This window comes from Streptococcus hyointestinalis, assembly GCF_011039275.1.
GTDB classification, from domain to species: Bacteria; Bacillota; Bacilli; order Lactobacillales; family Streptococcaceae; genus Streptococcus; species Streptococcus hyointestinalis_A.
On record NZ_JAAKGB010000001.1, the window covers coordinates 1,130,937 to 1,155,053 of the forward strand.

Below are 24,117 nucleotides of genomic sequence, written 5' to 3' on the forward strand. Positions count from 1 at the left end.
TTACCCTTCTAAAAACAAATCTTCATAGGCCGCAACGATCGTGCCCCAATTGTAGGCGTCTGCTACACGTTGATAAGCTTTATCTTTCATCGTTGCTAGCGTTTCTTCTGACAGCTCTTCTGCCTGCTCTATGGTTTGTGTGAGTTTATCTTTTGCCCAATAGAGGGCGCCCTCTTCACCCACCTCACGGTTAAAACCAACATCCAAAAGTAAGTTTAAAGGCGTAGACGCTAGCGCTTCTAAAAGTGAGGGGTTAGTGCCTCCCACCTCATGCCCATGAAAATAAGCAAAAGCCTGCTCACGAATGTACTTGAGCAAGTCTTGGTCGTAGACCGTCCCCACAAACTTGACACGTGGGTCCTTGTCAAAGCCTGTTTCTCTACGCAGCTTGTCATAAAAAGCATTGTGCTCGACATTGGTAATCAAGACAAAATCCTTCTGAGAGTTTGACGCCATAAAGCCCTTGAGCATGGCTTCGTAGTTATTCTCTGGTACAAAACGCCCAACGACAAGATAATAGTTGCCTTCAGTGACCTCTTTGTCGGTGAACCACTGACGCACCTTGTCAGACTCTTGTGTCAAAGAGGATTTAGATAAGTCCGTGCCGTAAGCAATATAGGTCGTCTGTGGACGATACTTCTTGTAGTCAGTCTGGATGTACTTTTCGATGTTCTTACTATCACAGACCAAAAGGTCAGCGTGCTTAACCATCAGCTGCTCAGAAATTTTCCAGTAGCGACGCACAGGCGCTGACCACTTGTCACGCAACCACTCGTGACCGTCTGGATTGACCAAGAGGGTGCCGTTAATAGCTTTGATTCTTTTCTTAATGCCTTTGATAAAAGGACCAATCCGACAAGCAAGCACGTAAAAAATCGGCGCCTCATCCTGATTCTCAATTGCCATATCAATGGCACGATTCAAGGCTTTAATATCATAGGCAATGGCTCTTGCTGGACCAATCTTAGGCACATCAACGTTGAAACAAGTCGCACCGTTATGCTCAAAGACATCTGCTGTGATATTAGACTTAGCTGAGTTTTCACGCATGCAAGCCACATAGTAGTGGATAGCTGTGTCTTTTTGGTGTTCCGTCAACTTTTCCACAAAGGTTTCAAAACCTCCATACTTAGCAGGTATGCCTTTAGAACCTACAATATAAACCGATTGAGGCATTTACTTACTCCCTTCTTTCACTAAAACGACTTTGATGGTTTTGAGAAAAATTTTGATGTCGAGCCAGACCGACCAATTTTTGATGTAGGACAAATCAAGGGCAACGACTTCTTCAAAGTCCGTGATGTTACTGCGCCCACTGACCTGCCACATGCCTGTGATACCTGGTTTCATGGCTAAGCGCTTAAAGTGATGTAACTCATACTTTTCGTATTCATTCAAGGTTGGCGGACGTGTGCCGATAAGTGACATGTCGCCCTTTAAAACATTGATAAACTGCGGCAGCTCATCCAGAGACCAGTTGCGCATTTTCTGCCCAAAGGGAAAGATACGAGGGTCATTGTCCATCTTGAACATCAAATCAGAGGTCAGCTCATTTTGCGCCATCAGCTCTTTTTTGCGTTCCTCAGCGTCCAAGTACATGCTGCGAAACTTATAGATTTCAAAGACCTTGCCATTCTTGCCCACCCGCTTTTGCTTAAAGATAAGCGGACCCTTAGACTGCATTTGTACAATAGGATAGATGATGATAGCGACAAGCCCTGTAAGCACCAGCCCAATCAGGCTAAAAACAATATCACACAAGCGCTTAAACAAGAGACTACGGTAGTGGATATGATTGAGCGAGGAGGTGAGTGCTGCAATCGTTCCGACTTTATGAAAAGTCAAGGCAGAAAGATTACCTTCTACATTCTCATCAAAGGCGAGACTCACAGGTATAACGAGAGCATTGAAGTAATCACGTTCACGGTTGAAATCACTAAAAGCGTCACTGGTGACAAAAACTTCCTGCACCTCATTGTGCGATAAGAGATAACGTATCTGCTCAAAATCGTGTAAGACAGGCACTTCAAGAAAAGTCGACACTGGATTTTGGTGACTAAAGTAAGCTAAGACACGATAGCCATTTTGGTGAAGCTGGGTCACTAATTCTGCTTCATTCGTAAAGTTGGTTAATAGGATAACATTTGACGTTTCAATGAAAAGCTCTTTCGTCAAGCCTTTAACCAAATAACGTCCTAAAAGGAGTAAAGCTGTTGACCAGATCAGTTGACTCAGTAAATACCGTCCACCTAAATTTAAAATTTCAAAATTTCCTAAAAAACGACCGGCATAGATAATAAGAATACTAATAACAAGTAGCTCTACCGAAAAAACAATGACTGGCTTTATTTCTTCTCTGTAAGTTCTTGATAAAACATCCGAGTAGTGATCAAACCATACGGCATATAAGGCGCTACAAAAAACGACGGCAAATAGAAATTTAGGATTGCGCAAGAAAGGATAGCTAAAGAAACGAGATAGTATCAAAAAAGTGAAAACAATTGCTAAACTATCTACGATAAGGTAAAGGCTCTTTTTGATAGAGGTTTCACTGTGCATCGCATTTCCTTCCTAAAACTACTTTTTCCTACGAGATTTCTTCTGAGTTTTCTTCTCTTTCTGTCCATACTCCCCATAGTTACCATAACCACCATAACTGCCCACACTATTTGCAGCTTTGTTGAGAATGACCCCTAAAAACTGGGTGCCGCTGTGTTCGAGCTGCTCCTTGGCTTTGAGGACAAAGCGGCGTTTAATGGCGCCAGACTCGGTCACGATAATGGCACCATCACAGCTCTTGGCGATAATAGCCGCATCCACGACCAAGCCAATCGGTGGCGCATCGATAATCACATAATCAAACAACTGCTTGGTCATCTCCATCATGTGGGTAAAATTGGTATTTTGTAAGAGGTGAGTAGGATTTGGTGGCACCTGCCCTGCTGGGATGACCATGAGGTTTGGGATATCGGTCTCACAGATGGCTTCTGCCAACTCGGCATTGCCAGACAGATAGCTGGTCAAACCCACCACACTGCCCTCTGCTCGGAAAGTTCCTGACAGCACAGAGTTTCTGGTATCCGCATCAATCAAAAGGGTCTTAAAGCCCACCTTAGCCATGGAAATGGCAAGATTGACTGCTGTTGTGGTCTTGCCTTCGTTGGGTTGCACAGAGGTCAACACGATACTCTTAATATCGCTACCGCTAAACTGGATATTGGTACGGATAGAGTTGTAATACTCCTCGGCTTTCTCGTATAAGCTTTGCTTTTTAGAAGCAATCATCAAACGTGTCATCAATCGTATCTCCTTATAGTTTACTCATATCAGGGACAGTGCCTAGGAGGGTGAGCTCCAGTCTGTTTTCCACATCTTCGGCTGACTTGACACGGTCATCGAGCACTTCTGCTAGGATGACAGCTGCCATAGAGAGGAAAGCACCGACTAAAAAGCCAAGAAGCGTATTGCGCTTGGTGTTTGGTGAGGATGGGGTATTTGAGACCTTAGCGACTTCAAGCGTCGTCACATCCTCCACCTTAGTTACTTCCTTAATCTTTGTCGTCGCCGCTTCACGAACGGCATTGGCTAGACGAGCGGCTTCTTTGGCGTTGCTATCTTCCACAGAGATGGAAATGACACGGGTATCCGTTGGGATAGTGACCGCTACTTTCTTAGACAATTCGCTTGGTGTCAAGGACAAGTTTTCCTTGTCAATGACTTGGTTCATGACATCCGCTGAGGTGATGATTTCCTTGTAGTCATTGACCAAGTAGCTACCAGCTTGCAGGTCTTGATTGGTGATGTTGTTATCGGTACGATTGACCACATAAATCCGTGTCGTTGAAGTATATTCCTTTTGTAAGAGGAAAGTTGAGCCTAAAAAGGCGAGTGCAGCGACAAGCAAGGACACAAAAAGAATCAAGAACTTTTTCTGCCACAAGCTCTTAAGCAAGACAATAACATCAATTTCAATGGTTGAAGTTTCCTTCGCGTTCATACGGTCTCCTATAATACTTGGTTACTAATGATTTTCTCAAGGTTGCCCTTGAATAAGGCATGCGCCTTATGGCGCCCATAATCTTTAAAGATAGTTTCATAAGCTGCTTGCATGTAAGGCGGGCGCTTATCCAGATTGTGCATGTCACTGGCAACGCAGTGGACTAAGTCTTCCTTTAGAAAATAGCGAGCACGCTTCTTAAAGAGCTTCTCGCTATCACCAAAGAGCTTAGGTTTGAGCACATGGTTACTGTTGATTTGAGTGTAACAGCCCATGTCAATCAACTCCCGCACCCGATCCGCCTTGTACTCAAGAGCATTGTAGCGCTCAATGTGGGCGACCACCGGGGTGATGCCTAACATCAAGACCTTGGTGAGGGCTGAGTGGATGTCTCGCCATGGTGTGAGCATACTAAACTCAATCAGCGCATAGCGAGTACCGTTTAGTGTGGGCACTTTTCCTTTTTCCAACTTTTGGCGCAAGTCCTCGGTGTAAAAGAGCTCACCGCCATAGAGAATGGTGAGGTCTTCATAGCGCTCTTCTGCCGCTTCCTTGACCACTCGGAAGTGCTCATGAATGGTGCGCTCAGGCGTTTCAAACATGCCCTTGCGCCGATGTGAGGTCGAGATGATGGTGCGCACCCCTTGTTGGTAGCTCACTCCAATAAGGGCTAAGCTCTCCTCTAGGGTCTTTGGACCATCATCAACATCAAAAACAATGTGTGAATGAATATCAATCATACCCGTTCCTTTAGTTGGCATTTAGTGTGGCATTGATGGCTGCCTTGGCTTTATCAATGCTGTCTTGGTTGAGTTGCATCATGTAGAGACTGGCTGATGGCATGGCATAAGAGGGCAATTCCCCTGTTGAGCCTGTTCCTGTCACAGCTTGTGAAGTCACGGTGAACTTGTCATTTGAGGACAACTGGGAGTTGGCGATTTCCATGATGTCAGACAGTGGCATATTGGTCTGGATAGAGTCTTGTAAGTTAGAGACAATGGTTGATAGCTTGGTTAGTGAGTTGAGAGAGACTAACTTATTGACAATGGCGGAGATGACTTTTTCTTGGTTCTTACCACGGTCATTGTCCCCATTTTCTAGCGAATAGCGCTCACGAACAAAGGCGAGTGCTCCAGCAGAGTCCAGAGTGACATTGCCCACTTCAAAACTGTAGTTTTTATTGGTGTAAGAGGTAAAGGCTTGGTCGTTGTAGACCGTAATGCCACCAATAGCGTCAATCAACTTCAGGAAGGAGGTGAAATTGAGGCGGACATAGTAGTCAATGGTAATGCCGTAGAGATTTTCCAAAGTCTTACGAGAGGTGTCAACGCCGTAGATATCAGCGTGGGTCAGCTTGTCGTACTGGTTGTTACCGCCGTCTGGGATTTGCACATAGCTGTCTCGTGGCGTCGTCGTCAGTAAAATCTTGTGGGTCTTGAGATTGACCGTCATGATGATATTGACATCCGAGCGAGACACGGTGCTGATAGAACCGTAGGTATCAATCCCTGACACGTAGATGTTAAAGCTGTCTTTATTGGCAGACGTTGTGGTAGACTTAGTCGCTTTTTTAATCTTGTATGTGTAGAGGGTTTTAAGATTAGAGCTAAAGTCCTTGTTCTGCAGCTCGAGGAGACTCGAGTAGGCGCTGTTTAAGACCATGGCTTGAGAGCTACCATCCATAAGGTTGGTATAAGCTTTTTGATAAGAGTCCACTTCTGTCGTCTTGAGGCTGACACCCTTGTCTGACTTGACCTTATCGAGAAGCGCTGTGATGTTTTCTGAATCACTAGAGGTTGGTGCGTCAACCGTCGTCACTTGGTCAATGGAGGTGATAGAGCTGTCCTTTGGCACCACCACACTCATCTCCACTTCCGAGTAAAAAGTGGACTTGTTTAGGCTCTCTCCGAGGTTAATGGCAGAGCGAAAAGCAAACAGAATCGCACAGGTGACTACTGAAAACAGTGCTAGAAGTGTGGTCGTCGTCTTTGGCGCGCGCCTTAAGAGCAACAAGATCAAACTCACCACCAAAACCGCTAACAAGACAACCGTCAACAAGACGTTGACATAGCGAAAGGCCAAGAAATTGTAGCTGTACATGGTGTAAATGTCGTATAAATATAAAATTAAGTAGATTGCAAACAGCACATAATTGATAATCAATAATGTATAATTAGAGTTTTTATTCTCTCGTCTATTGCGACGACTCCGACTAGAACGAGTCATGGAAACTCCTTTTTATTAAAAGATATTACGCTTTATTCTACTCCTTTTAAGTGTACAATGTCAATACAAACCCTTTATTTTACGCATTTTTAGGCGTTTTCTAATATTCTATATTTTTGTGCTTTTACCATATTTTTGTCTTAAAATAGCATAGCATTCTTTAAAAAGAGGATATTTTAAACAAGTACATTTCAACAGTTTTATCTTTTTTATACAAAAAAAATACACCATTTTTAATGGTGTATTATAATGATGTTTTATGTATATTTAGTTTATTATTTTGGCGATACGGACTTTAACACTCACTAGTGAACGCTTAAAATGAGTTGTTTAAGGGGGAGATGAAAAAAGTGAAGTTTCTCGTACAAAAACTTCACTTTTAACTTATCACTCCTAATCCCCACGCACATACCATTTCGCCTGTGATTGCCACATATGATGATAGGTAGTATGTTTTAAGAGCTCATTATGTGTTCCTTGAGCAATGACTTGCCCATTTTCTAGCAAGATAATCTTATCTGCTAATGTGGCAGAACCTAACCTGTGTGTCACGATAATAGAAGTTTTATCACGAGAGAGAGCGAAAAACTGACGATAGAGGTTAGCTTCTTCGATAGGATCAATAGCGGATGTTGGCTCATCTAAAACCACAATCTCCCTATCTCTATAGTAAGATCTAGCGATAGCCACCTTTTGCCATTGCCCTCCGGATAAATCAATCCCACCAAACTCACGAGAAAGAATAGTGTCATCTGATAATGCACTTGGTTTTACAAAGTTCGCTTTATCAAGAGCTTGCTCAAAAGATCCGTGCTTGTTTTTATCAGATAGTTCAATATTTTCTCTTAATGTCATTTTATAGCGATTAAACTCCTGGAAAACAACCGAAAAGTGCTCAAAAATCATATCTGGTGCTGTTTCTTTGGTATCATAACCGTTGATGGATACGCTTCCTTTTGTCGGTTGATAAAGTCCCATAATGAGCTTGACTAACGTTGACTTCCCTGAGCCATTAGCTCCTACTAGTGCTACACATTCGCCTTTTTTAATGGTAATAGTGATATCTTTTAAAGCCTCCTTAGAAGACTGTGGGTATTGAAAGCTAACATTTTTTAAAACAATACTATCATCACTATTTTGATCCTTAACAATTGCACAATCAGTAGGTTCAGCTAAATCAAATAAACGGTCTAGATGGATGATTAAACCTGAATGCTCACTGATTCTCCCAAACGTGTAGGTGACCATTTCATCCATGATGATAAACATAACCTCAATAGATGAGAAAATAGCCCCAAAAGCACCAATAGAAATATCCTTTTTGATTAAGGAAACAAACAGCATTATGAGTAAAACGATGTATCCTATCAAGCTGACAAGGCTTAATAACAAGGAGAGAATAAAGCGCTTTTTATTGTTTTGAGAAGTCGTTGCATTGATAGCAACTAAACTATCTCGAAGTTGCTTGTAGAAAAAGTGCCAAGCGCCCATAATTTTCGTTTCTTTGACATAGCGAGTATTGGTCAACGTCTTTTCATACGCCAAAGACCGTCGTTTCATTAAAGCTATCTCGTCTTCTAACTCATATGAAAACTTAGCTTTGACAAATTGCCCAATGAGTACAGGTACAAAAACGAACAAGACACTTAAAATTAAATTGGATTGATTAGCATACAAATAAAGGGACATGAAGATAAAATAAGGAACGTAAAAGCCAACAACAGACAGCGTTGCTTGGGTCAACTCACAGGCACTTTGAATGCTATCTCTAGCTTTTTGGATAGCATCTAAACGCTCAGAATACTCGTAGTCAATCGCTTCTAACTGGCTCACTTTTTGCTGAATGGCTATTGATAGCTTACCTGCAACTTTATCTGAAATATAAGGAATCAAGTAATTTGTAACACCATTTAAAAGCTGACTTATTAAACCGCTTCCAAAAACAGCTAAAACACATACAAAAACAGTTGTCGGCTCTCCTCCACGAATAGACTTCGCTAAAGCATCAAATAAGTGTTGTGTCATTAAGACTACAAAAACAAAGGAAGCGCTATGAAAAACCTCTAAAATGAAGTAAGTCAACCACAGTAACTTCTCTTGAGACAAGACCAGTCGATAAGTCTTTATTATCCTTTTTATATTGCTAACTTTCATTTATTTGTACCACCCTCTCTGCTCGGTAAACATTCTATGATATAGACCATCAAGTGCCATCAACTCATCATGACTACCAGCCTCAATCACCCTTCCACCATCGATAACATAGATAATATCAGCCAGCTTAGTTGAGCCCAAACGATGGCTGATAAAGATTGTTGTATGCCCTTTGTTAAGCTTGTCAAACTGTTCATACATCTCATTTTCTATCAAGGGATCCAAGGCAGAGGTCGGCTCATCTAAAATCTGCACTTGTCTGTTCAATGCTATCGAACGAGCTATAGCTAATTTTTGCCATTGTCCTCCAGATAAATCAACCCCATCTTCATTCAATTTTGACACTTCAGTCTTTAACCCTTGAGGCAAAGAATCTACAAAATCGTTTAGTTTCAGTAAAGACAGAATTTCTTGAAAATGATTATTATCATAGGCTTTGCCAAAATACACATTATTTTCTACAGATGTTGGGTAACGTGCAAAATCTTGAAACACAACAGAGAAGATAGCTTGTCTTTGTTCCGGTGAGAATTGTCGATAGGAGATACCATTATATAAAATCTCTCCCTCGTAATCATCATACAAACCAGTCAACAATTTTGTGATAGTGGTCTTTCCTGAGCCGTTTTTACCGACAAATGAATAGTGCATTCCTTTTTTGATGGTAAACGTTAAATTGTTGAGAATATCAGTCTCTGTATCAGGATATCTAAAAGTAACCTGCTTAAATGCTAAGCTCTCAAAAGGCGGGATGGTTACTGCTGGTATTGCTTTTTGTTCTTGGCATTTTGTTAGAGATTCTACTGTGTGAAGTTCTTTCATATATTCTAAATCTTGCGCTAATTGGTCCATTGTTGCTGTCAATTGCCAAGAAATAACTTGAACCAAGCCAGAAATCGCATTGACCAGTGAGATGTATAATCCAATGCTCATTTTTCCATCCAGAACTGGAAAAGCTAATATGCCAGATATTAAAGCAGATAAGATTAAGACAAGGACTCCGCTGATTTTCATTTTAAAAAACCAGTCTAGCTGCACCTTATTGCGTTGTCGTCTGACAGTTTCATAACTCTTGAAGAATTTAGAAATAATTTCGTCTGTATACCCAAAAATCTTTCTTTCAAAAACAAACTCCCGACTTAAATTCACATCCTCAAAGTAAGTGCTCTTTCTCTCCTCTGTAGCAGTGTCTTTTTTTGCTTGATAATTTGCCTGCCCACTGATAATAGAGAGCTTAAATAATACAAGAGCTAACACCAAGATCAATAAAGCCGCCCACCAAGCTTGTCTTAAAATAATGAGAAGCACCCCGCCAACCTGAAGAATAAGCTGGAAAAGCTGTAACACATTGAAATACTGATTCGTGACCTGACTCTCTGCATCCTTCAACAGTCTATAAAACAAACTTTGACTTGTCTCATTTTCAAAATACTTCAGTGGTAGTTGAGAAATAGTCTTGACTAAAGGCAATTTATAATGTGTTCTCGCTTTATTTTCAAAAGACCATTTTACATAATCTTGTACAGACGGAAGTAAGCGCTTTAAAACTAGTGTACATGCGAGTAGAAAGAAATCAATTAGGACATGGTTTAAAGTCATTGTGTGCGAAATGTACTGCATCACGCTATCAATGAGTCCAGCCATAATAAGAATCTCAAGAGACGGTAGAATACCATTGATGAGTGCTATAAAAAGTGACAAAATAAATAGCACTTTCGAATGACGATATGATAGCTGTATTATCTTGTATAAATTACTGATAGAATAGGTGTTCTTGTTCATAGTATAGTAACTCCTTACTTACCTCACTGTCATTATATCACAGATACAGATGTTTTAACGGTATTATTATACAACTATTGATTATGTTAACAAAAAAAAAGAGATTCTAAAGAATCTCTCTCCTCTCATTAATAACCGACATCTGAGTAAGCAATGTAAAAGCGGACTTCTTGGTCACGATTTCTTTGAACGAAACTGTACCACCATTCACCATTTTCGTACATGTACTTGTCCCACTCGATATCTGCTTGAGGCTGAACATAGGCAACACCGCTACTCTTATCAGGTGAAGCATAGACAGGTGTGTCTTTTAACAACTCCAAAGTACCTGAAGTGACTATTGCATAACCTCCTCCTGGGACCTCAGACTCAGAAGTTGTTGTGCTATCTTGAGTGGCGTTGGCATTTTGACTTGGTTGCGTTGGTGTTTGAGCTGGCGCTGTAGTTGTCGCACTAGAGGCTGAGCTAGCTACACTACTTGCGGCTTCAGTGCTTGAGTCTGCTTGCGAAGCACTAGAAGAGCTACTTGATTTCTTGGAAGAGCTCTTGCTCTTTTTCGTGCTACTTGTTGACGTCTTGCTCGTCTGCGACGCTTTCGTGTAAAAGCCGCTTTTATCGACTTTATTGCTGCCACAGCCTTTTAAAAGCACAAAGGCAAGCAAGAGAACCAACAGGGCTATTATCAGACCTGTAACGATTTTGAGTGTTTTTTTCATGAGTTACTCCTTGTATCTTTTTCTTTGTTCGAACATCTTTATTATACCATAGATATTTCAAAATGGTTTAAAAAGTTACAAATTTATTTCATTTTTTACGAAATGTTTCTGGTTACTCCTTTTTTGTAATCAAATAGTGTCAAAATAGCGTTTATGCACTTCAAACCCCTTACACATACCTACACTTTCATTCTCCTATTACTCGTCTTGATACATTTATTTTACGTCAAAAAGCGGTCCTCTACCCTTACAAACCAAACCTTTAACCTTACAACATTGTAAGATTAGCTAAATATATTTATACTATATCACAAAAAACAGCTCAAGCTGCCATTATTTCCTAAATGGTAGCTTTTCCGTCCCAAACGGTATGTTTGAATGATACATTTTCCATAAAAAAAACGAAAGCACATAGTACTGTGCTTTCATCTTTATTAATATTTTTACTCTTTTCGGCTAGCTAAACTATCGAGAAATCCAATGCTACGAGGATGATAAAGCCAAATTAAGAGTTAGTTGGATACTCTGAAACATTAGCCATCAACCCACCAGCTAGAAAGCATCGTTCATCTTTAAAATCAGAAAAATAGATGTCGCTAATGTAGTTATACAGTTTATCAACTGGTCTTTTAAACCAATCTTCATAAACTTTGTTCATTTCATAAACCAATAGTGGATGAGCATTATTATGGGTATATCCCTTAAACGTTATCGAAATAGCATTTCTAAAACCTATTACTTTACTATCAAAAAAAGCGTTTAATCTATGACTATAGTTTTCAAAATCACTTAAACGAATGTAAGGTAATAACTTGAATACTTCCTTTTTAGAAAGCGGCTGACTATGCTCAAAAACAATAACTCCAGTGACTCCGAACTCCTGATAGGATAGCTCAGAAGTCAATAAGTTACAGGTCAAATAGCCAAAGTTCTCACCGCCACAGTTTATGATAAACTTAAACTTCGAAAGATAACCTTCTGTCCATACTTCCATCATCTGACCTCCGTCGATTGCTCATTTAAAACTTTGAACCATTTAACACAGTCTCGCCACTCCCTTTGAAAGATAAATAACTTCTCTTATCAGGTATTACGCCTCTACCCCCTCCAACTGGATCTGTAACATCGCCTTTAAATCTAGAAGTGATATGGATATGACAGCGATTAATAGTTTGATCGGCCGCCTCGCCACAGTTTGTTCCGATGTTATACCCATCTGGGGCATATAATTCATCTAACATTTTTCTAATTTCTGTGATAGATATAGCTATTTCCTCTATTTCAAGATTTGTTAATTCAAAAACAATTTGAATATGACGCTTAGGAATTATGATTGTATGACCTTGGCTAAGCAGAAATTTATCAAAAAATGCTCTAACATGAGTTTTTTCAACTATTAACTAACCTTGTACCTTTTTCTTTGACTAGTAAACTGACCATCTTCCACATACGCTGAAAACTTCCTTCTATACTAATAGACGAAAGGAAGGAAAAGTAATATTAGAATAATGCTGTGGACGAAACTATTTGGCGAGTAAAGTTTTTAGTTCAATGATCAACGTCGCCTTTATAGAACTAAAATTCTTACTCTTAACTACTTTCTCACGATTTCTGATTTTTGATTTAGTATTATAAAAATCTAATTCATCCTGAGTGAAGAAATCTAATTCACTGTATCGACGTACAGGTATATAATTTTTATCATAATAAACTAGCATTTTAATCGGATTAGCTCGTAGTACATCCGCCAATCCAGAATCTGCAGTTGCAAAATAATGGAGATACACAGCTTCTTTATGTTCTATACAATCAGACAAAAAACTTTGCTCTAATAGTCTTATATGAAAAATATCCCATACTGTATTTTGTATTTTATCTTCTAAACGCTTAGCTCCAACCTGCAACTTTTTAAATATTTTTTGAACTGAACTGTCATTTTTCAAAAATAATATCAGTAAAGACATCTCTAATTCTAAAAATACACATAAATCCTCCAAACAATAACGTTTAAACCTAACTATCTTTTCTTCAGTTGAAAGATTTTTTGTATTTTTTAAAATAAATGCTTTCAATACATAGCAACATACTACCTCATACTGTTGTATCACTTTGTTATTGTTTAGGTAAGTTTCTGCATTATCCCATATTTCTGTCATCCAAATATATTTATCTGGCTCTAAAGTCTGACTTGAATTTGATTGAAATTCTTCAAAATCAATACTATCAAAATAAACATAACTTTCAATCATTTTAGCTAACAACTTCGAATCTATCGGAGTAGTGTATCTTTCCATTAATGCGGTAGAAATATTATTCGCTAAACGTGTTGTCTTTATTTCATGTAAAAATTTAATCAGATTTTCCCTATCTGGAACATTCCTTCCCCTATACAAATCGTTTATATAAGTAAACATATTCAGATCATAGTTAACAATTTTAGCAACAGGTAACACATTGTCCCTATTATTCAAGGTATTTTCATCAATAACCCAAATTTTTTGATAATCTCCTAGACCAACCAAATTAAACTTTCCATAACTTATTGATTTCCCTATATTGCTAAAATTTGACTTTTCTTCATCAAATAGAAAAACTCTACACTTATCTAGTTTCCACCTATCGAAAACTTCCATTTTCTGTATAGTGGTTTCACAATTAATCATCTCTTGAATAAAAGGATACAGTTTAAACATAATCATCTAACCTCCAGCAAATACTTAATTATCCTGTTCATATCGGATAACTTCTACCCAGTAATCATACTCGTCATAAATATATAAAATTATATTAAATAGCTAAAGAAACATTTTCAAAGTTTTTATCAAACTCTTTAACATCACTACGACTAATTGCTTTAACTGAGGCAGTCTCTCTGATACCCCTCCACTCAACAATCAAAAAAATTTCGTTCAAGGTTTTCTAGGCTCTCACTAACAACCCCACTACTTCCACATGTGCTGAGAGCTTTCTTCTATACTAATAGACGAAAGGGAGTGAAAATGATTTTAGAATAATACTGTGGAACGGAACAGTAGCCCTAATATTGACTATCTATCTAAAATCTCCTCAATAAGTGGTTCTACCCCTGTAGCTAATAGTTCCTCAATTTTATCCCGTTCATGGAACCTATTAACGTCATAGGCTACATACCTTAGCATATCTGCTGCAACCTCATTAACTGGGTAGGGATAGCTCCCCTTCAATATCTGATAAGAGAGATTCGCAAATACATCAACATCTTCAAAATGTTTTAGAAAATCCTTATAGCTTGAATGGATAGTTGTTATCCTAGTTGATTAAAAAAATCTCTGATTTCCTCATCTTTTATAAAATAATATATAATTTTCCCCTCTCTTCTAGTGTCCAAGATGTTTTGATTGGCTAGTTTACGAAGATGGTGGGAGGCTGATGCCATACTGAGATTTAGTAAACAGGCTATATCGCAGACACAGAGTTCTTCAACAGCAAGGAGATAAAAGAGGATATTTATCTGTTTATTATCGGTAAATTTTGATAAAATGCGAAGTGATTTTTGGACTTTTTCCTTTTCAAGGTAGTTCGTTGCGGTTGTAACATTTTGTTGATTTATAACATTCACTTGGCAGATACTATCTTTTTTCATAATATTTTCTCCTAGCCTAATACAGTCCATAACATGTCAAAACTGTTGTTTTCAATCAGGATATATATCCCCAATCCTAAATAAACAACGGCAATAAACCATTTGCTATATTTTTCCAAAGTTTCTCCAACAGAAGGAATTTGTGCCAATTTTTGGGCAGAAAAAACCAAGAGATAAATCATGACTAGAAAGGTAAGTAAAGCCACTATCAAATTCGCTAAATTTAAGGTAGTAAAATATGGGACAAAGACACCAATATTGTCAGCACCACAACTTGCAAAAGTAATCATAGCGACTAGAAAAACCAGGTTTTTATTATCTTTGCGCAAACCTTCTTTGGCAATAGCTTCTCCATCAGAATCTCCTAAAAGCAAAACTTTGAGGCCTAGGAGAATTGGAATCAAACCGAGCAAACCTAAAATCTCTTTACTAGGAATATAATCTAAGACAAATGCAAAAAGCAAACTTAGCAATATTAGACTAACAGAGCCTAGAAATTGCCCTAAATAGATGTTAATGATGTCTTTTTTGCTTTTTCTTTTGGCAAAAAATAACATTAGGATAATAAGTAAGTCTACGGCTGTCCCAGAATACAGTATTATTGAAGTAACAACATTTTGAATCATAAAACACCTCATTCAAATATATTTTTGAATGTATTCTAACATTAACCTTTGTAGATGTCAACTTAAAATCCACCAATTAATAATTTTAGGATTCTAAAAGAAATCCGTTCTATAATAAATTAAAAATCGTGTTGGTAGAAAAATCGTCTACTTCTACCAACACGATTTTACAAAGAGCCAGTACTTACATCTCTTTTTCTCCTGTAAAACTATTGTATCTTGATACTTTAAGGAGTTTCAATCATTCGATCTGTTAACCGTTATTTTTTGGATCTAAACTTAATAACATAGCATTAATGGCGACGATGACTGTTGACACGGACATTAGGATTGCTCCTAATGCAGGGCTTAATGTGATACCAATAGGAGCCAAAATTCCTGCAGCTAGAGGGATAGCTATAAAGTTATAACCAGCTCCCCAAAATAGGTTTTGTTTCATTTTACGAGTTGTTTTGTGTGCTAATTCAATGAATGATTCAATATCTCCTGGATCGGATTGAGTCAATATGACATCAGCTGAATCCAATGCAACTTGAGTTCCAGCACCTATAGCTATACCAACATCTGCTAAGGCAAGAGAAGGAGCATCATTTACACCATCACCTACCATGATAACTTTCTTTCCTTCATCTTTAAGTGTTTTAACTAACTCATATTTGTCTTGTGGAGATTGATTTGATCTATATTCAATCCCTAAATCTACTGCCACGCCTTGAGCCGCTTTTTCATTATCACCTGTTGCCATAATTGGTTGAATATTGTTCTTTTTAAGAGCTTTAACTAACTCTCTACTCGTTGGTTTTAATTCGTCCCCTAAAGCTACAGCACCAATAGCATCATCGTTTTCTACTAAGACACTAAGAGTTGCTCCTTTTGGAATATCCATATCAAGATTACGTCCATAGGCTTTTTGACTGATTAATTGGTAACGGTGCCCACCTGCTTTACCCTCTACTCCAGCACCGGAAATCACATCAATCGAATCAAAAGATGCTGGACGTATATTTTGCTGCTCGGCGAAACTTATAATTGATTGAGCAATTGGGTGGCTAGATCCTCCTTCAATACCTGCCAATAAGGCAATGATTTCCTCTTTTGTATATTTGTCATTAAGAAGTTTTACATCTAATACTTTAAATTCACCAGTTGTTAAAGTACCCGTTTTATCTAAAATCATCACATCTGCATCTTGAGCTATTTCTAAGGCTTGGCGGTCTTTTACTAGTAAGCCACGGCTAGCTCCTAAGCTTGTGCTACGGGCGGTTACCAATGGAATAGCCAGACCCAATGCGTGCGGACAAGCAATAACTAATGTAGTAATAGTAAATATAACTGCCGTTGGTACATCTTCTATAACCATCCACACTACAAAAGCAATTAGCGCGACAATAACAGCAATATAGAAGAGCCACCCTGCAACCTTTTGAGCAATACTTTCTGCTCTGGAAGGCTGACTTTGAGCTTGGCTGATTAAATTCTGAACTTGAGAGATGAAGGATTGATCACCTGTCTCATTCACTTTAATATAAAGTACCCCTTCTCCATTTGTTGAGCCTCCGATTACTTCATCGCCAGGGCCTTTTTTTACTGCTTTTGACTCCCCAGTTAGAAGAGCTTCATTTAAACGTGATTCGCCACGCTCGATAATCCCGTCTGCTGGCACATTTTCTCCGGCTTGAACACGAATTAAATCACCTACCTTTAAGTCAGCAACTGGTCGTGTTTCAATTGAATCGTCTTCTAATACAACGTGAGCATCTTTCGGCACTAACTTAGCCAATGCTGCTTGTGCGTCTCCTGCTTCTCCAATAGCTTTCATCTCAATCCAGTGACCTAATAGCATGATTAATAGTAATGAAGCAAATTCAAAGAAAAAGTCCATCACGTGTTCACCCGTTACGTAGGTAATGATCACAGCATAAATACTGTATAAATATGAAACACTTATACCTAAAGAAACGAGTGCCATCATTCCAGATTTTTTTTGTTTAAATTCGTCAACTGCACCTTGATAGAATGGACGTCCACCATAAATAATTAATATAGTAGATAAAATAGCTACTACAATATCATAATATGGAAAAGTAAACTGGAATGGTAGTTTAAATCCATGTATAGGGGATAAGAGCATAATAATGATTCCTAGTGGCAATGACTTTAAGAAAAGTTCCTTAAAGCTTCCGTGATGATGGTGATCATGCCCACTGTGCCCGCTGTGATCATGTCCACTGTGCCCGCAGTGATCATGCCCAGCATGATGTACTTGATGTTGATCCTTATGGTATCCATGTTCATCTGTGATTCCATGCTCGTGTTTTAACTTATCCATGTCGTCATAATCATGAAGATTATGGGACGAATATCTGTTGTCATTATTCATTTTAAATTCCTCCTTATTCTTAATGATGATGTAAATGATACTCGCATTGTCTTACTGGACAATTGCAATCCACTTCTTCTACTGCGAAAGATTTTTTTATCTCTAATATTTTTCTAGTCGATCTATATCATCGAAGCTTAAGACATGATCTTCAATATTATTTATTATTCTACTTTAATTTGTCCCATCATACCTGCTTCTTCATGTTCAAGAATGTGACAGTGGTACATATAAGTACCCTTCTTATTAAACTTAACTATAAGTCTTACTTTTTCGTTAGGCTCAATATATACAGTATCTTTCCATCCGCTCTCCTCTGGAGAAGGCGCATTACCGTTTCTTGATAGAATTTGAACCTGTGTGCCATGAATATGGAATGGGTGCCCCATTTCATGCATCATAGATCCTGGGTTTGTAATTTCCCAAATCTCTGTATCTCCAAGCTTCACTGTTTCATCAATTCTATTCATATCAAACTTTTTACCGTTTATTGATACCATTTGACCCATACCTTGAAGCTCAAAGCTTCTTATCTTAGTAGCCTGTGCTTCTGACATTCTTTCTATATTCGTTAAAGTGCTAGGTACTTCAGTATCATCTTTCCCATCGCCTTTAACATTAAAGGTCATAATGGCTTCCTTATTACTCATAAGTGATAGCTGCGTTCCCTTTTCATACTTTGAAAAGTCCACTATTATCTCTGCTCTTTCCCCAGGTGATAACATAATATTTCTCTGGCTAACCGGTTTTTCTAAAAATCCACCATCAGATGCTATTTGATAGAATCCATCTCTATTATCTAACTTCAAATTAAAGTTACTTGCATTAGCACCATTAACTATTCTAAATCTCATCTTGACTCTATTAACCTCTAAATTAGGTTTAATAGCTCCGTTAACTATGATAGTATCCCCTGTTGCTCCATCCATCATATTTGTATTATAAATAAAACTGCCGTCCTTGCCAAAGCTTCTATCTTGAATTACTAAAGGTATATCATTTACTCCATATTCCTTAGGAATATTTAAGCTTTTTGATACTTCATCATCCACATAGAATAGTCCTGCTAAACCTTTATAAACTTGGGTAGCAGTATTTCCTCCAAAGTGCGGATGATACCACAATGTTGCAGCCTGTTGATTTACTGTAAAACTAGGCTCCCAAGTTGTTCCTGGTTCAATTCCTTGATGAGGGCCCCCATCCTTTTCTCCTTCTACCTCTAGTCCATGCCAGTGAACTGTAGTTGCTTCTTTTAGCTTGTTATTTACGTGCACATTTACTTGCTCACCTTTACTTACTCTGATGACAGGGCCTAAGAAGCTTCCGTTGTAACCCATAGTTCGTGTCTTGGTATTTGGTAAAAATGAAGTTTCTCCTTCTTGAGGTTCTAAAGTAAAATCCGCAATATTAGGATCTGGATTTTTATCCTCTAATAGTGGTGGTATAGGAAGTGTACTTTTTGTTATACTTGTTTGAATATCTATATTAACTGCACTCTGGTTTATTTTAAAATAACTAATCATTGGTTCTAAAAGTGTAATATATCCAACTGCAGTTAATCCGACTGTAAGTCCAATACCTAATAACATATGTTTATTCTTACTCATTTTTATTCCTCCATAAATTATTATTCTAATTAATAATAATCTGCTTGAGCTAATGCGGGTGCATCGTTAATGCCGTCTCCAACCATCGCTACCTTCTTGCCTGCCTCTTGTAGTTTTTTGACTTCCTCGGCTTTATCTTCAGGTAATACTTCACTTAATACACTGTCTATACCCACTTGCTTAGCATTCGATTTGGCTGTTCGTTTGTTATCTCCAGTAATCATGATTACTTCAACACCGCGTCTTCTAAGTTATTTAACAGCCTTCATGGCAATCGCATTGCCCTTCTGTACACTGACAATCCACTTCTTCTACTGCGAAAGATTTTTTCATCTCTAATATTTTTTCTAGTCGATCTATATCATCGAAGCTTAAAACATGATCTTCAATGATGCTTCCTATTACATTTCCGACTTTCTTATTGCAAATACGGTTAAAAATATCTTCTGCATAATCCCTTACGGCTTCTGTCTCTTCAATATTGGCAGTGTAAATAAACTTTCTACCTTCATGCTCTGTATTTAGTACGCCTTTTCCAACTAATCGACCTAAGATCGTTTTGATAGTGGATTGTGTCCAGTCCATTTTTTCTTGCATTACGGAAATGACTTTTTTACTAGTTACTCGATCATTTGCCCAAACTACACGCATGACTTCCCATTCAGCATCTGTGATAGAAGTATTAAGTTCTATTGTGCTCATTTTCCTTTCCTCCTTGTTGTTTACAGATGTAAACGAATATGTTCAAAATAAGTTTACTATTGTAAACGAAATATGTCAAGTCTTTTTATTAAATTCTCACTTTTTGGGGTCAGTCCCTTAAAACTGAAAGTTTTAAAATGAAATTAGCCATCTACCTATACTGTGAGATGAAGGCTACGACTCATTCTGATAAGTCATTGATTTCATTTGATGACAGGTTTGGAGCTGTTAGGCAAATTTGCCAAGGCTAATCATAGCCTTGCTTTAGCCCAAAAAAGACATCCAAGAGATTTCTCTTGAATGTCTGTAAACGCTGATATAATCGTAGGTCGCTTTGCTTTAAATTATACTTTTTTCTTAAACATTTGATACGAGTAGGTATTTCTTGTGAGTAATTTTCATCAAAAATTTCATATATAATCTCCCTATAATCATGGAAAAGTAGTAAAAATAGTTGTTATCCTAGTTGATTAAAAAAATCTCTGATTTCCTCATCTTTTATAAAATAATATATAATTTTCCCCTCTCTTCTAGTGTCCAAGATGTTTTGATTGGCTAGTTTACGAAGATGGTGGGAGGCAGATGCCATACTGAGATTTAATAAACAGGCTATATCGCAGACACAGAGTTCTTCGACGGCAAGGAGATAAAAGATGATATTTATCTGTTTATTATCGGTAAATTTTGATAAAATGCGAAGTGATTTTTGGACTTTTTCCTTTTCAAGGTAGTTCGTTGCGGTTGTAACATTTTGTTGATTTATAACATCCACTTGACAGATACTATCTTTTTTCATAATTTTTTTCTCCTAGCCTAACACAGCCCATAGCATGTCAAAGCTGTTGTTTTCAATCAGGATATACATCCCCAATCCTAAATAGACAACGGCAATAAACCATCTGCTATATTTTTCCAAAGTTTCTCCAACAGAAGGGACTTGTGCTAATTTTTGGGCAGAAAAAACCAAGAGATAAATCATGACTAGAAAAGTAAGTAAAGTCACTATCAAATTCGCTAAATTTAAGGTGGTAAAATATGGGACAAAGACACCAATATTGTCAGCGCCACAACTTGCAAAAGTAATCATAGCGACTAGAAAAATCAAGTTTTTATTGTCTTTTCGCAAACCATCATTTGCAATAGCTTCTCCATCAGAATCTCCTAAAAGCAAAACTTTGAGGCCTAGAAAAATTGGAATCAAACCGAGTAAACCTAAAATCTCTTTACTAGGAATATAATTTAAGACAAATGCAAAAAGCAAACTTAGGAATATTAGACTAACAGAGCCTAGAAATTGTCCTAAATAGATGTTAATGATGTCCTTTCTACTTTTTCTTTTTGCAAAAAATAACATTAGGATAATAAGTAAGTCTACGGCTGTCCCAGAATACAGGATTATTGAAGTAACAATATTTTGAATCATAAAACACCTCATTCAAATATATTTTTGAATGTATTCTAACATTAAATTTTATAGATGTCAACTTAAAATCCACCAATTAATAATTGCATGTCAATATTTGTATTGTGTAGTTTCAGAAATATATTGTAATTCAAATTGTAGAAAATTACATCAAATATTATAATGAAAAAAGAATCCAACAAAAATTGGGCTACCTGTCTCCGGTTGAATACCGGAGACAGGTAGCCCTAGGGTGTTTTTATTAAATTCTCACTTTTTTGGGGTCAGTCCCACGATCGTTGATTGAGCTTAAAACTATTTCGATTTATGAGCCATTGGAAATCTCGTATGATGTATATATGTCTAATTACAAACATTAACTAGAGTAATAGCCTAGTTACAAGTCTACCTCAGTTCCTTCTAAAAATCTGACAGTTATCTGTCCATCCTCCACAATTGTAATACTATCCAATGCCTGACACATCTCATACGAATCGAATTCCCAGGATGGCTTGTTTATTATATCAGCCAACTTTGTACTATAATGCTTTTCTAGCGGACGATTTTCTTCTAGAATCTTATTCCACTTCCCATGCAACAGATCCACGTTCTCACTCAATAGTTCTACAGCCATTACTACGGCTTTCTCTAACGTTTCTTCATCAATATGGTTATTCTGACAGCCAATCTGTCCTTTGACCCTATATCGATTGTTACATTGCCAAACCTTGCGTTTACCTCGACTGGTGGTCCAGTTCTTTCGACCAAAGGCTGAACCACATTCTTTACAGAACACCTTAGTTGTAAAAGGGTTATCGTCATTTTGCATGATATAGGACTTGAGCTGATGCTCCTCTCGGTAGGCTTTCCTCCTTGCCAATTCCAACTGTACTAATTCCCAAATGTCTTTGTCAATAATAGCTTCATGGCTATTTTCTACATAGTACTGGTCAACCTGACCGTCATTTTGAACTCGTTTCTTAGTCAAAAAATCAACCGTAAAAGTCTTTTGCAATAGGGCATCACCTTTATACTTTTCATTTTGAAGCATTTTCTGTATAGCACTTGGATACCAGTTAGCCTTTCCAGTCCAACCAGGTATTTCATTGTCATTCAAATATTTAGCTATGGACTCAGGACTATACCCCTCTAAGAATTTCTCGTAGATAAATTTGACAGTTTCTGCTTGCTCTGGATTGATGATAAGTCTACCATTCTCATCCTTGTCATAACCCATGAACTTAGTGGTATTCACACGAACTTCACCACGTTCAAACTTCTTACGAATCCCCCAAGTCGCATTCTCTGATATGGAACGTGACTCATCCTGTGCCAAGGAAGAAAGTATCGTCAACAGAACCTCACCTTTCGAATCTAGGCTATCAATATTCTCCTTCTCAAAAGTTACCCCCACCCCAAGTTCCTTCAACTCACGGACGTACTTAATGCAGTCTAGGGTATTTCTGGCAAATCGACTGATTGATTTAACCAAAATCCTATCCACCTTACCTACTCTACAATCTTGTATCAAGCGATTGAAGGCATCACGTTTTTTAGTATTGGTTGCTGAGATGCCCTCATCCGCATAGATGTCAACTAACTCATAGTCCTCGTGTTTGGAGATATACTCTCGGTAATAATTAACTTGGTTTTCATAACTTGATAGCTGTTCTTCTTGGTCGGTGGACACTCGACAATATGCGGCTACCTTGATTTTCTTCCTGACCTGATGCAGAACGCTGGTCTGCACTTTCTTGGCCGGAATAACTGTAATACTTTTCCCCATTTCTATCCCTTTCTATTACTGTAATTGGTGAGGTTATCACCCAATTTGAAATATCTACTTCTGGCACTCGCATTCCCTGACAGGCTACTTTTCCCTCTTTTATATATTTGGAACAGCACCAAACAATTTTTTTCTTATAGGAAACTTGTCTCTTTAAAGTCGAGCCACAATGCTGACACTTTAACAAACCTGTAAATTTATAGGTTTTGTTTCTACCTTGTTGCCATCTTCTACTATTTAGCTTATCTTGGACTCTTTGCCAATCTTCTTTTGAAATAATAGCTTCATGATTATCTTCTATCAAGTATTGTTCAAGTTCTCCTTGGTTCAATTTTTTAGGACCATTCACACCATCATGGAAATACTTCTGCAGTAAGACTGAACCTTTGTATTTTTCATTGCTTAACATTTGACGGATTGTGGTGTCATGCCATTTAGCACCTGTAACAGTCGCAACTCCCTTTTCATTTAACTGTTTGGCAATACGATGTGTACCATTTCCTACAAGGTAAAGTGCAAATATTTCCCTTACTATTAAGGCTTCTTCTGGATTGATAATCAACTCACCGTTTTCGTCAACATCGTATCCTAAGAATCGCTTGGTGTTAATGACCAGCTCTCCTCGTTGGAATTTCTTCTGAAAAGCCCAACGTTGATTGCCACTCATACTCCTTAACTCGTCCTCGGCAATACTAGCTAATACTGAAAGCATCACTTCCCCCTCACTTGAAAGGGTATGAATGTTTTGCTCCTCAAAGAATATGTCTACTCCTATTGCCTTCAGTTCACGACTAATTTCAAGAACTGTAACCGTATTTCTGGCAAAGCGTGCAATTGACTTGGTATGAATAACATCAATCCTACCTCTACGACAATCTTCAATCATAGCTTGAAAATTTGGACGATTATCTTTAGAACCAGATATACCTCTGTCATGATAAACACCCATAAAATCAATATCGTCTCTATTGGAATACAGATTTTCAAAATACTGCTTCTGATTTTCTAATGAATCTAACTGACTTCCATTAGTCGTCGAAACTCGAATGTAGGCACAGACCCTCTTTCTATGTTTTTGTCTATTGACTCTAATCTTCTTTACGGACATTTACTCTCC

The 24,117-nt window shown here is 38.0% G+C and carries 21 protein-coding genes and 3 pseudogenes; 1 reads left to right on the forward strand and 23 read right to left on the reverse strand.

The window, feature by feature from the left end; genetic code table 11:
- The 21 genes and pseudogenes from cps2T to G5B60_RS05515 all read right to left on the reverse strand — a co-directional run bounded on the left by cps2T (window position 1) and on the right by G5B60_RS05515 (window position 21,235).
- A complete protein-coding gene (gene cps2T, locus G5B60_RS05415) occupies window positions 1–1,176 on the reverse strand; it encodes a beta 1-4 rhamnosyltransferase Cps2T (protein WP_164683048.1) in 1,176 nt (391 codons plus the stop codon).
- On the reverse strand, window positions 1,177–2,559 hold the full coding sequence (locus G5B60_RS05420) for a sugar transferase (RefSeq protein WP_164683049.1): 1,383 nt from the start codon (window positions 2,557–2,559) through the stop codon (window positions 1,177–1,179).
- A gap of 18 nt (window positions 2,560–2,577) precedes the next feature.
- The gene (locus tag G5B60_RS05425) at window positions 2,578–3,297 is read right to left on the reverse strand and encodes a tyrosine-protein kinase (RefSeq protein ID WP_164683050.1); all 720 of its coding nucleotides are present in this window, start codon (window positions 3,295–3,297) and stop codon (window positions 2,578–2,580) included.
- A 13-nt stretch (window positions 3,298–3,310) separates the two neighbouring features.
- Entirely contained in the window at window positions 3,311–3,997 is a 687-nt protein-coding gene (locus tag G5B60_RS05430; RefSeq protein WP_164683051.1) for a Wzz/FepE/Etk N-terminal domain-containing protein, read from the reverse strand.
- An 8-nt stretch (window positions 3,998–4,005) separates the two neighbouring features.
- Complete coding sequence (gene cps4B, locus G5B60_RS05435) at window positions 4,006–4,737, reverse strand: capsular polysaccharide biosynthesis protein Cps4B (protein WP_164683052.1); 732 nt, start codon at window positions 4,735–4,737, stop codon at window positions 4,006–4,008.
- Between the two features lie 10 nt (window positions 4,738–4,747).
- On the reverse strand, window positions 4,748–6,223 hold the full coding sequence (locus G5B60_RS05440) for an LCP family protein (RefSeq protein ID WP_164683053.1): 1,476 nt from the start codon (window positions 6,221–6,223) through the stop codon (window positions 4,748–4,750).
- Window positions 6,224–6,616: 393 nt separating this feature from the next.
- A complete protein-coding gene (locus G5B60_RS05445; RefSeq protein ID WP_164683054.1) occupies window positions 6,617–8,248 on the reverse strand; it encodes an ABC transporter ATP-binding protein in 1,632 nt (543 codons plus the stop codon).
- A gap of 129 nt (window positions 8,249–8,377) precedes the next feature.
- Complete coding sequence (locus tag G5B60_RS05450; protein ID WP_346773326.1) at window positions 8,378–10,159, reverse strand: ABC transporter ATP-binding protein; 1,782 nt, start codon at window positions 10,157–10,159, stop codon at window positions 8,378–8,380.
- A 128-nt stretch (window positions 10,160–10,287) separates the two neighbouring features.
- Window positions 10,288–10,875 carry a hypothetical protein gene (locus tag G5B60_RS05455; protein ID WP_164683056.1) on the reverse strand — a complete coding sequence of 196 codons (588 nt, stop codon included), beginning with the start codon at window positions 10,873–10,875 and terminating at the stop codon, window positions 10,288–10,290.
- Between the two features lie 505 nt (window positions 10,876–11,380).
- A complete protein-coding gene (locus G5B60_RS05460) occupies window positions 11,381–11,872 on the reverse strand; it encodes a hypothetical protein (RefSeq protein WP_164683057.1) in 492 nt (163 codons plus the stop codon).
- Between the two features lie 22 nt (window positions 11,873–11,894).
- The gene (locus tag G5B60_RS05465; RefSeq protein ID WP_164684204.1) at window positions 11,895–12,272 is read right to left on the reverse strand and encodes an HIT family protein; all 378 of its coding nucleotides are present in this window, start codon (window positions 12,270–12,272) and stop codon (window positions 11,895–11,897) included.
- Between the two features lie 126 nt (window positions 12,273–12,398).
- On the reverse strand, window positions 12,399–13,574 hold the full coding sequence (locus G5B60_RS05470; protein ID WP_241154508.1) for a hypothetical protein: 1,176 nt from the start codon (window positions 13,572–13,574) through the stop codon (window positions 12,399–12,401).
- A 584-nt stretch (window positions 13,575–14,158) separates the two neighbouring features.
- A complete protein-coding gene (gene cadX / locus G5B60_RS05475) occupies window positions 14,159–14,497 on the reverse strand; it encodes a Cd(II)/Zn(II)-sensing metalloregulatory transcriptional regulator CadX (protein ID WP_105108485.1) in 339 nt (112 codons plus the stop codon).
- Between the two features lie 11 nt (window positions 14,498–14,508).
- On the reverse strand, window positions 14,509–15,123 hold the full coding sequence (locus G5B60_RS05480; protein ID WP_164683058.1) for a CadD family cadmium resistance transporter: 615 nt from the start codon (window positions 15,121–15,123) through the stop codon (window positions 14,509–14,511).
- A 253-nt stretch (window positions 15,124–15,376) separates the two neighbouring features.
- Window positions 15,377–17,503, reverse strand: coding sequence for a heavy metal translocating P-type ATPase (locus G5B60_RS05485; RefSeq protein ID WP_164683059.1), 2,127 nt, complete (start codon window positions 17,501–17,503; stop codon window positions 15,377–15,379).
- Window positions 17,504–17,522: 19 nt separating this feature from the next.
- Window positions 17,523–17,659 (reverse strand): annotated as a pseudogene (locus tag G5B60_RS05490) (CopY/TcrY family copper transport repressor); the annotation flags it as partial.
- A gap of 8 nt (window positions 17,660–17,667) precedes the next feature.
- Window positions 17,668–19,110 (reverse strand): multicopper oxidase family protein, encoded by a 1,443-nt coding sequence (locus tag G5B60_RS05495; protein WP_164683060.1) that lies wholly within the window; start codon window positions 19,108–19,110, stop codon window positions 17,668–17,670.
- 38 nt (window positions 19,111–19,148) lie between these two features.
- Window positions 19,149–19,349, reverse strand: a pseudogene (locus G5B60_RS05500) (HAD-IC family P-type ATPase); the annotation flags it as partial.
- A 16-nt stretch (window positions 19,350–19,365) separates the two neighbouring features.
- Complete coding sequence (locus G5B60_RS05505; RefSeq protein ID WP_164683061.1) at window positions 19,366–19,812, reverse strand: CopY/TcrY family copper transport repressor; 447 nt, start codon at window positions 19,810–19,812, stop codon at window positions 19,366–19,368.
- A 457-nt stretch (window positions 19,813–20,269) separates the two neighbouring features.
- Window positions 20,270–20,608 (reverse strand): Cd(II)/Zn(II)-sensing metalloregulatory transcriptional regulator CadX, encoded by a 339-nt coding sequence (gene cadX, locus G5B60_RS05510; RefSeq protein WP_000711078.1) that lies wholly within the window; start codon window positions 20,606–20,608, stop codon window positions 20,270–20,272.
- 12 nt (window positions 20,609–20,620) lie between these two features.
- Entirely contained in the window at window positions 20,621–21,235 is a 615-nt protein-coding gene (locus tag G5B60_RS05515) for a CadD family cadmium resistance transporter (RefSeq protein ID WP_346773327.1), read from the reverse strand.
- 110 nt (window positions 21,236–21,345) lie between these two features.
- Between G5B60_RS05515 and G5B60_RS05520 the strand changes: the two are divergent.
- Window positions 21,346–21,480, forward strand: a pseudogene (locus tag G5B60_RS05520) (IS3 family transposase); the annotation flags it as partial.
- 131 nt (window positions 21,481–21,611) lie between these two features.
- Here the strand turns inward: G5B60_RS05520 and G5B60_RS05525 are convergent.
- Complete coding sequence (locus G5B60_RS05525; RefSeq protein ID WP_206225104.1) at window positions 21,612–22,964, reverse strand: recombinase family protein; 1,353 nt, start codon at window positions 22,962–22,964, stop codon at window positions 21,612–21,614.
- On the reverse strand, window positions 22,867–24,108 hold the full coding sequence (locus tag G5B60_RS05530; protein ID WP_164683063.1) for a recombinase family protein: 1,242 nt from the start codon (window positions 24,106–24,108) through the stop codon (window positions 22,867–22,869). The genes G5B60_RS05525 and G5B60_RS05530 overlap by 98 nt, the downstream gene beginning before the upstream one ends.
- Between the last annotated feature and the right edge of the window lie 9 nt (window positions 24,109–24,117).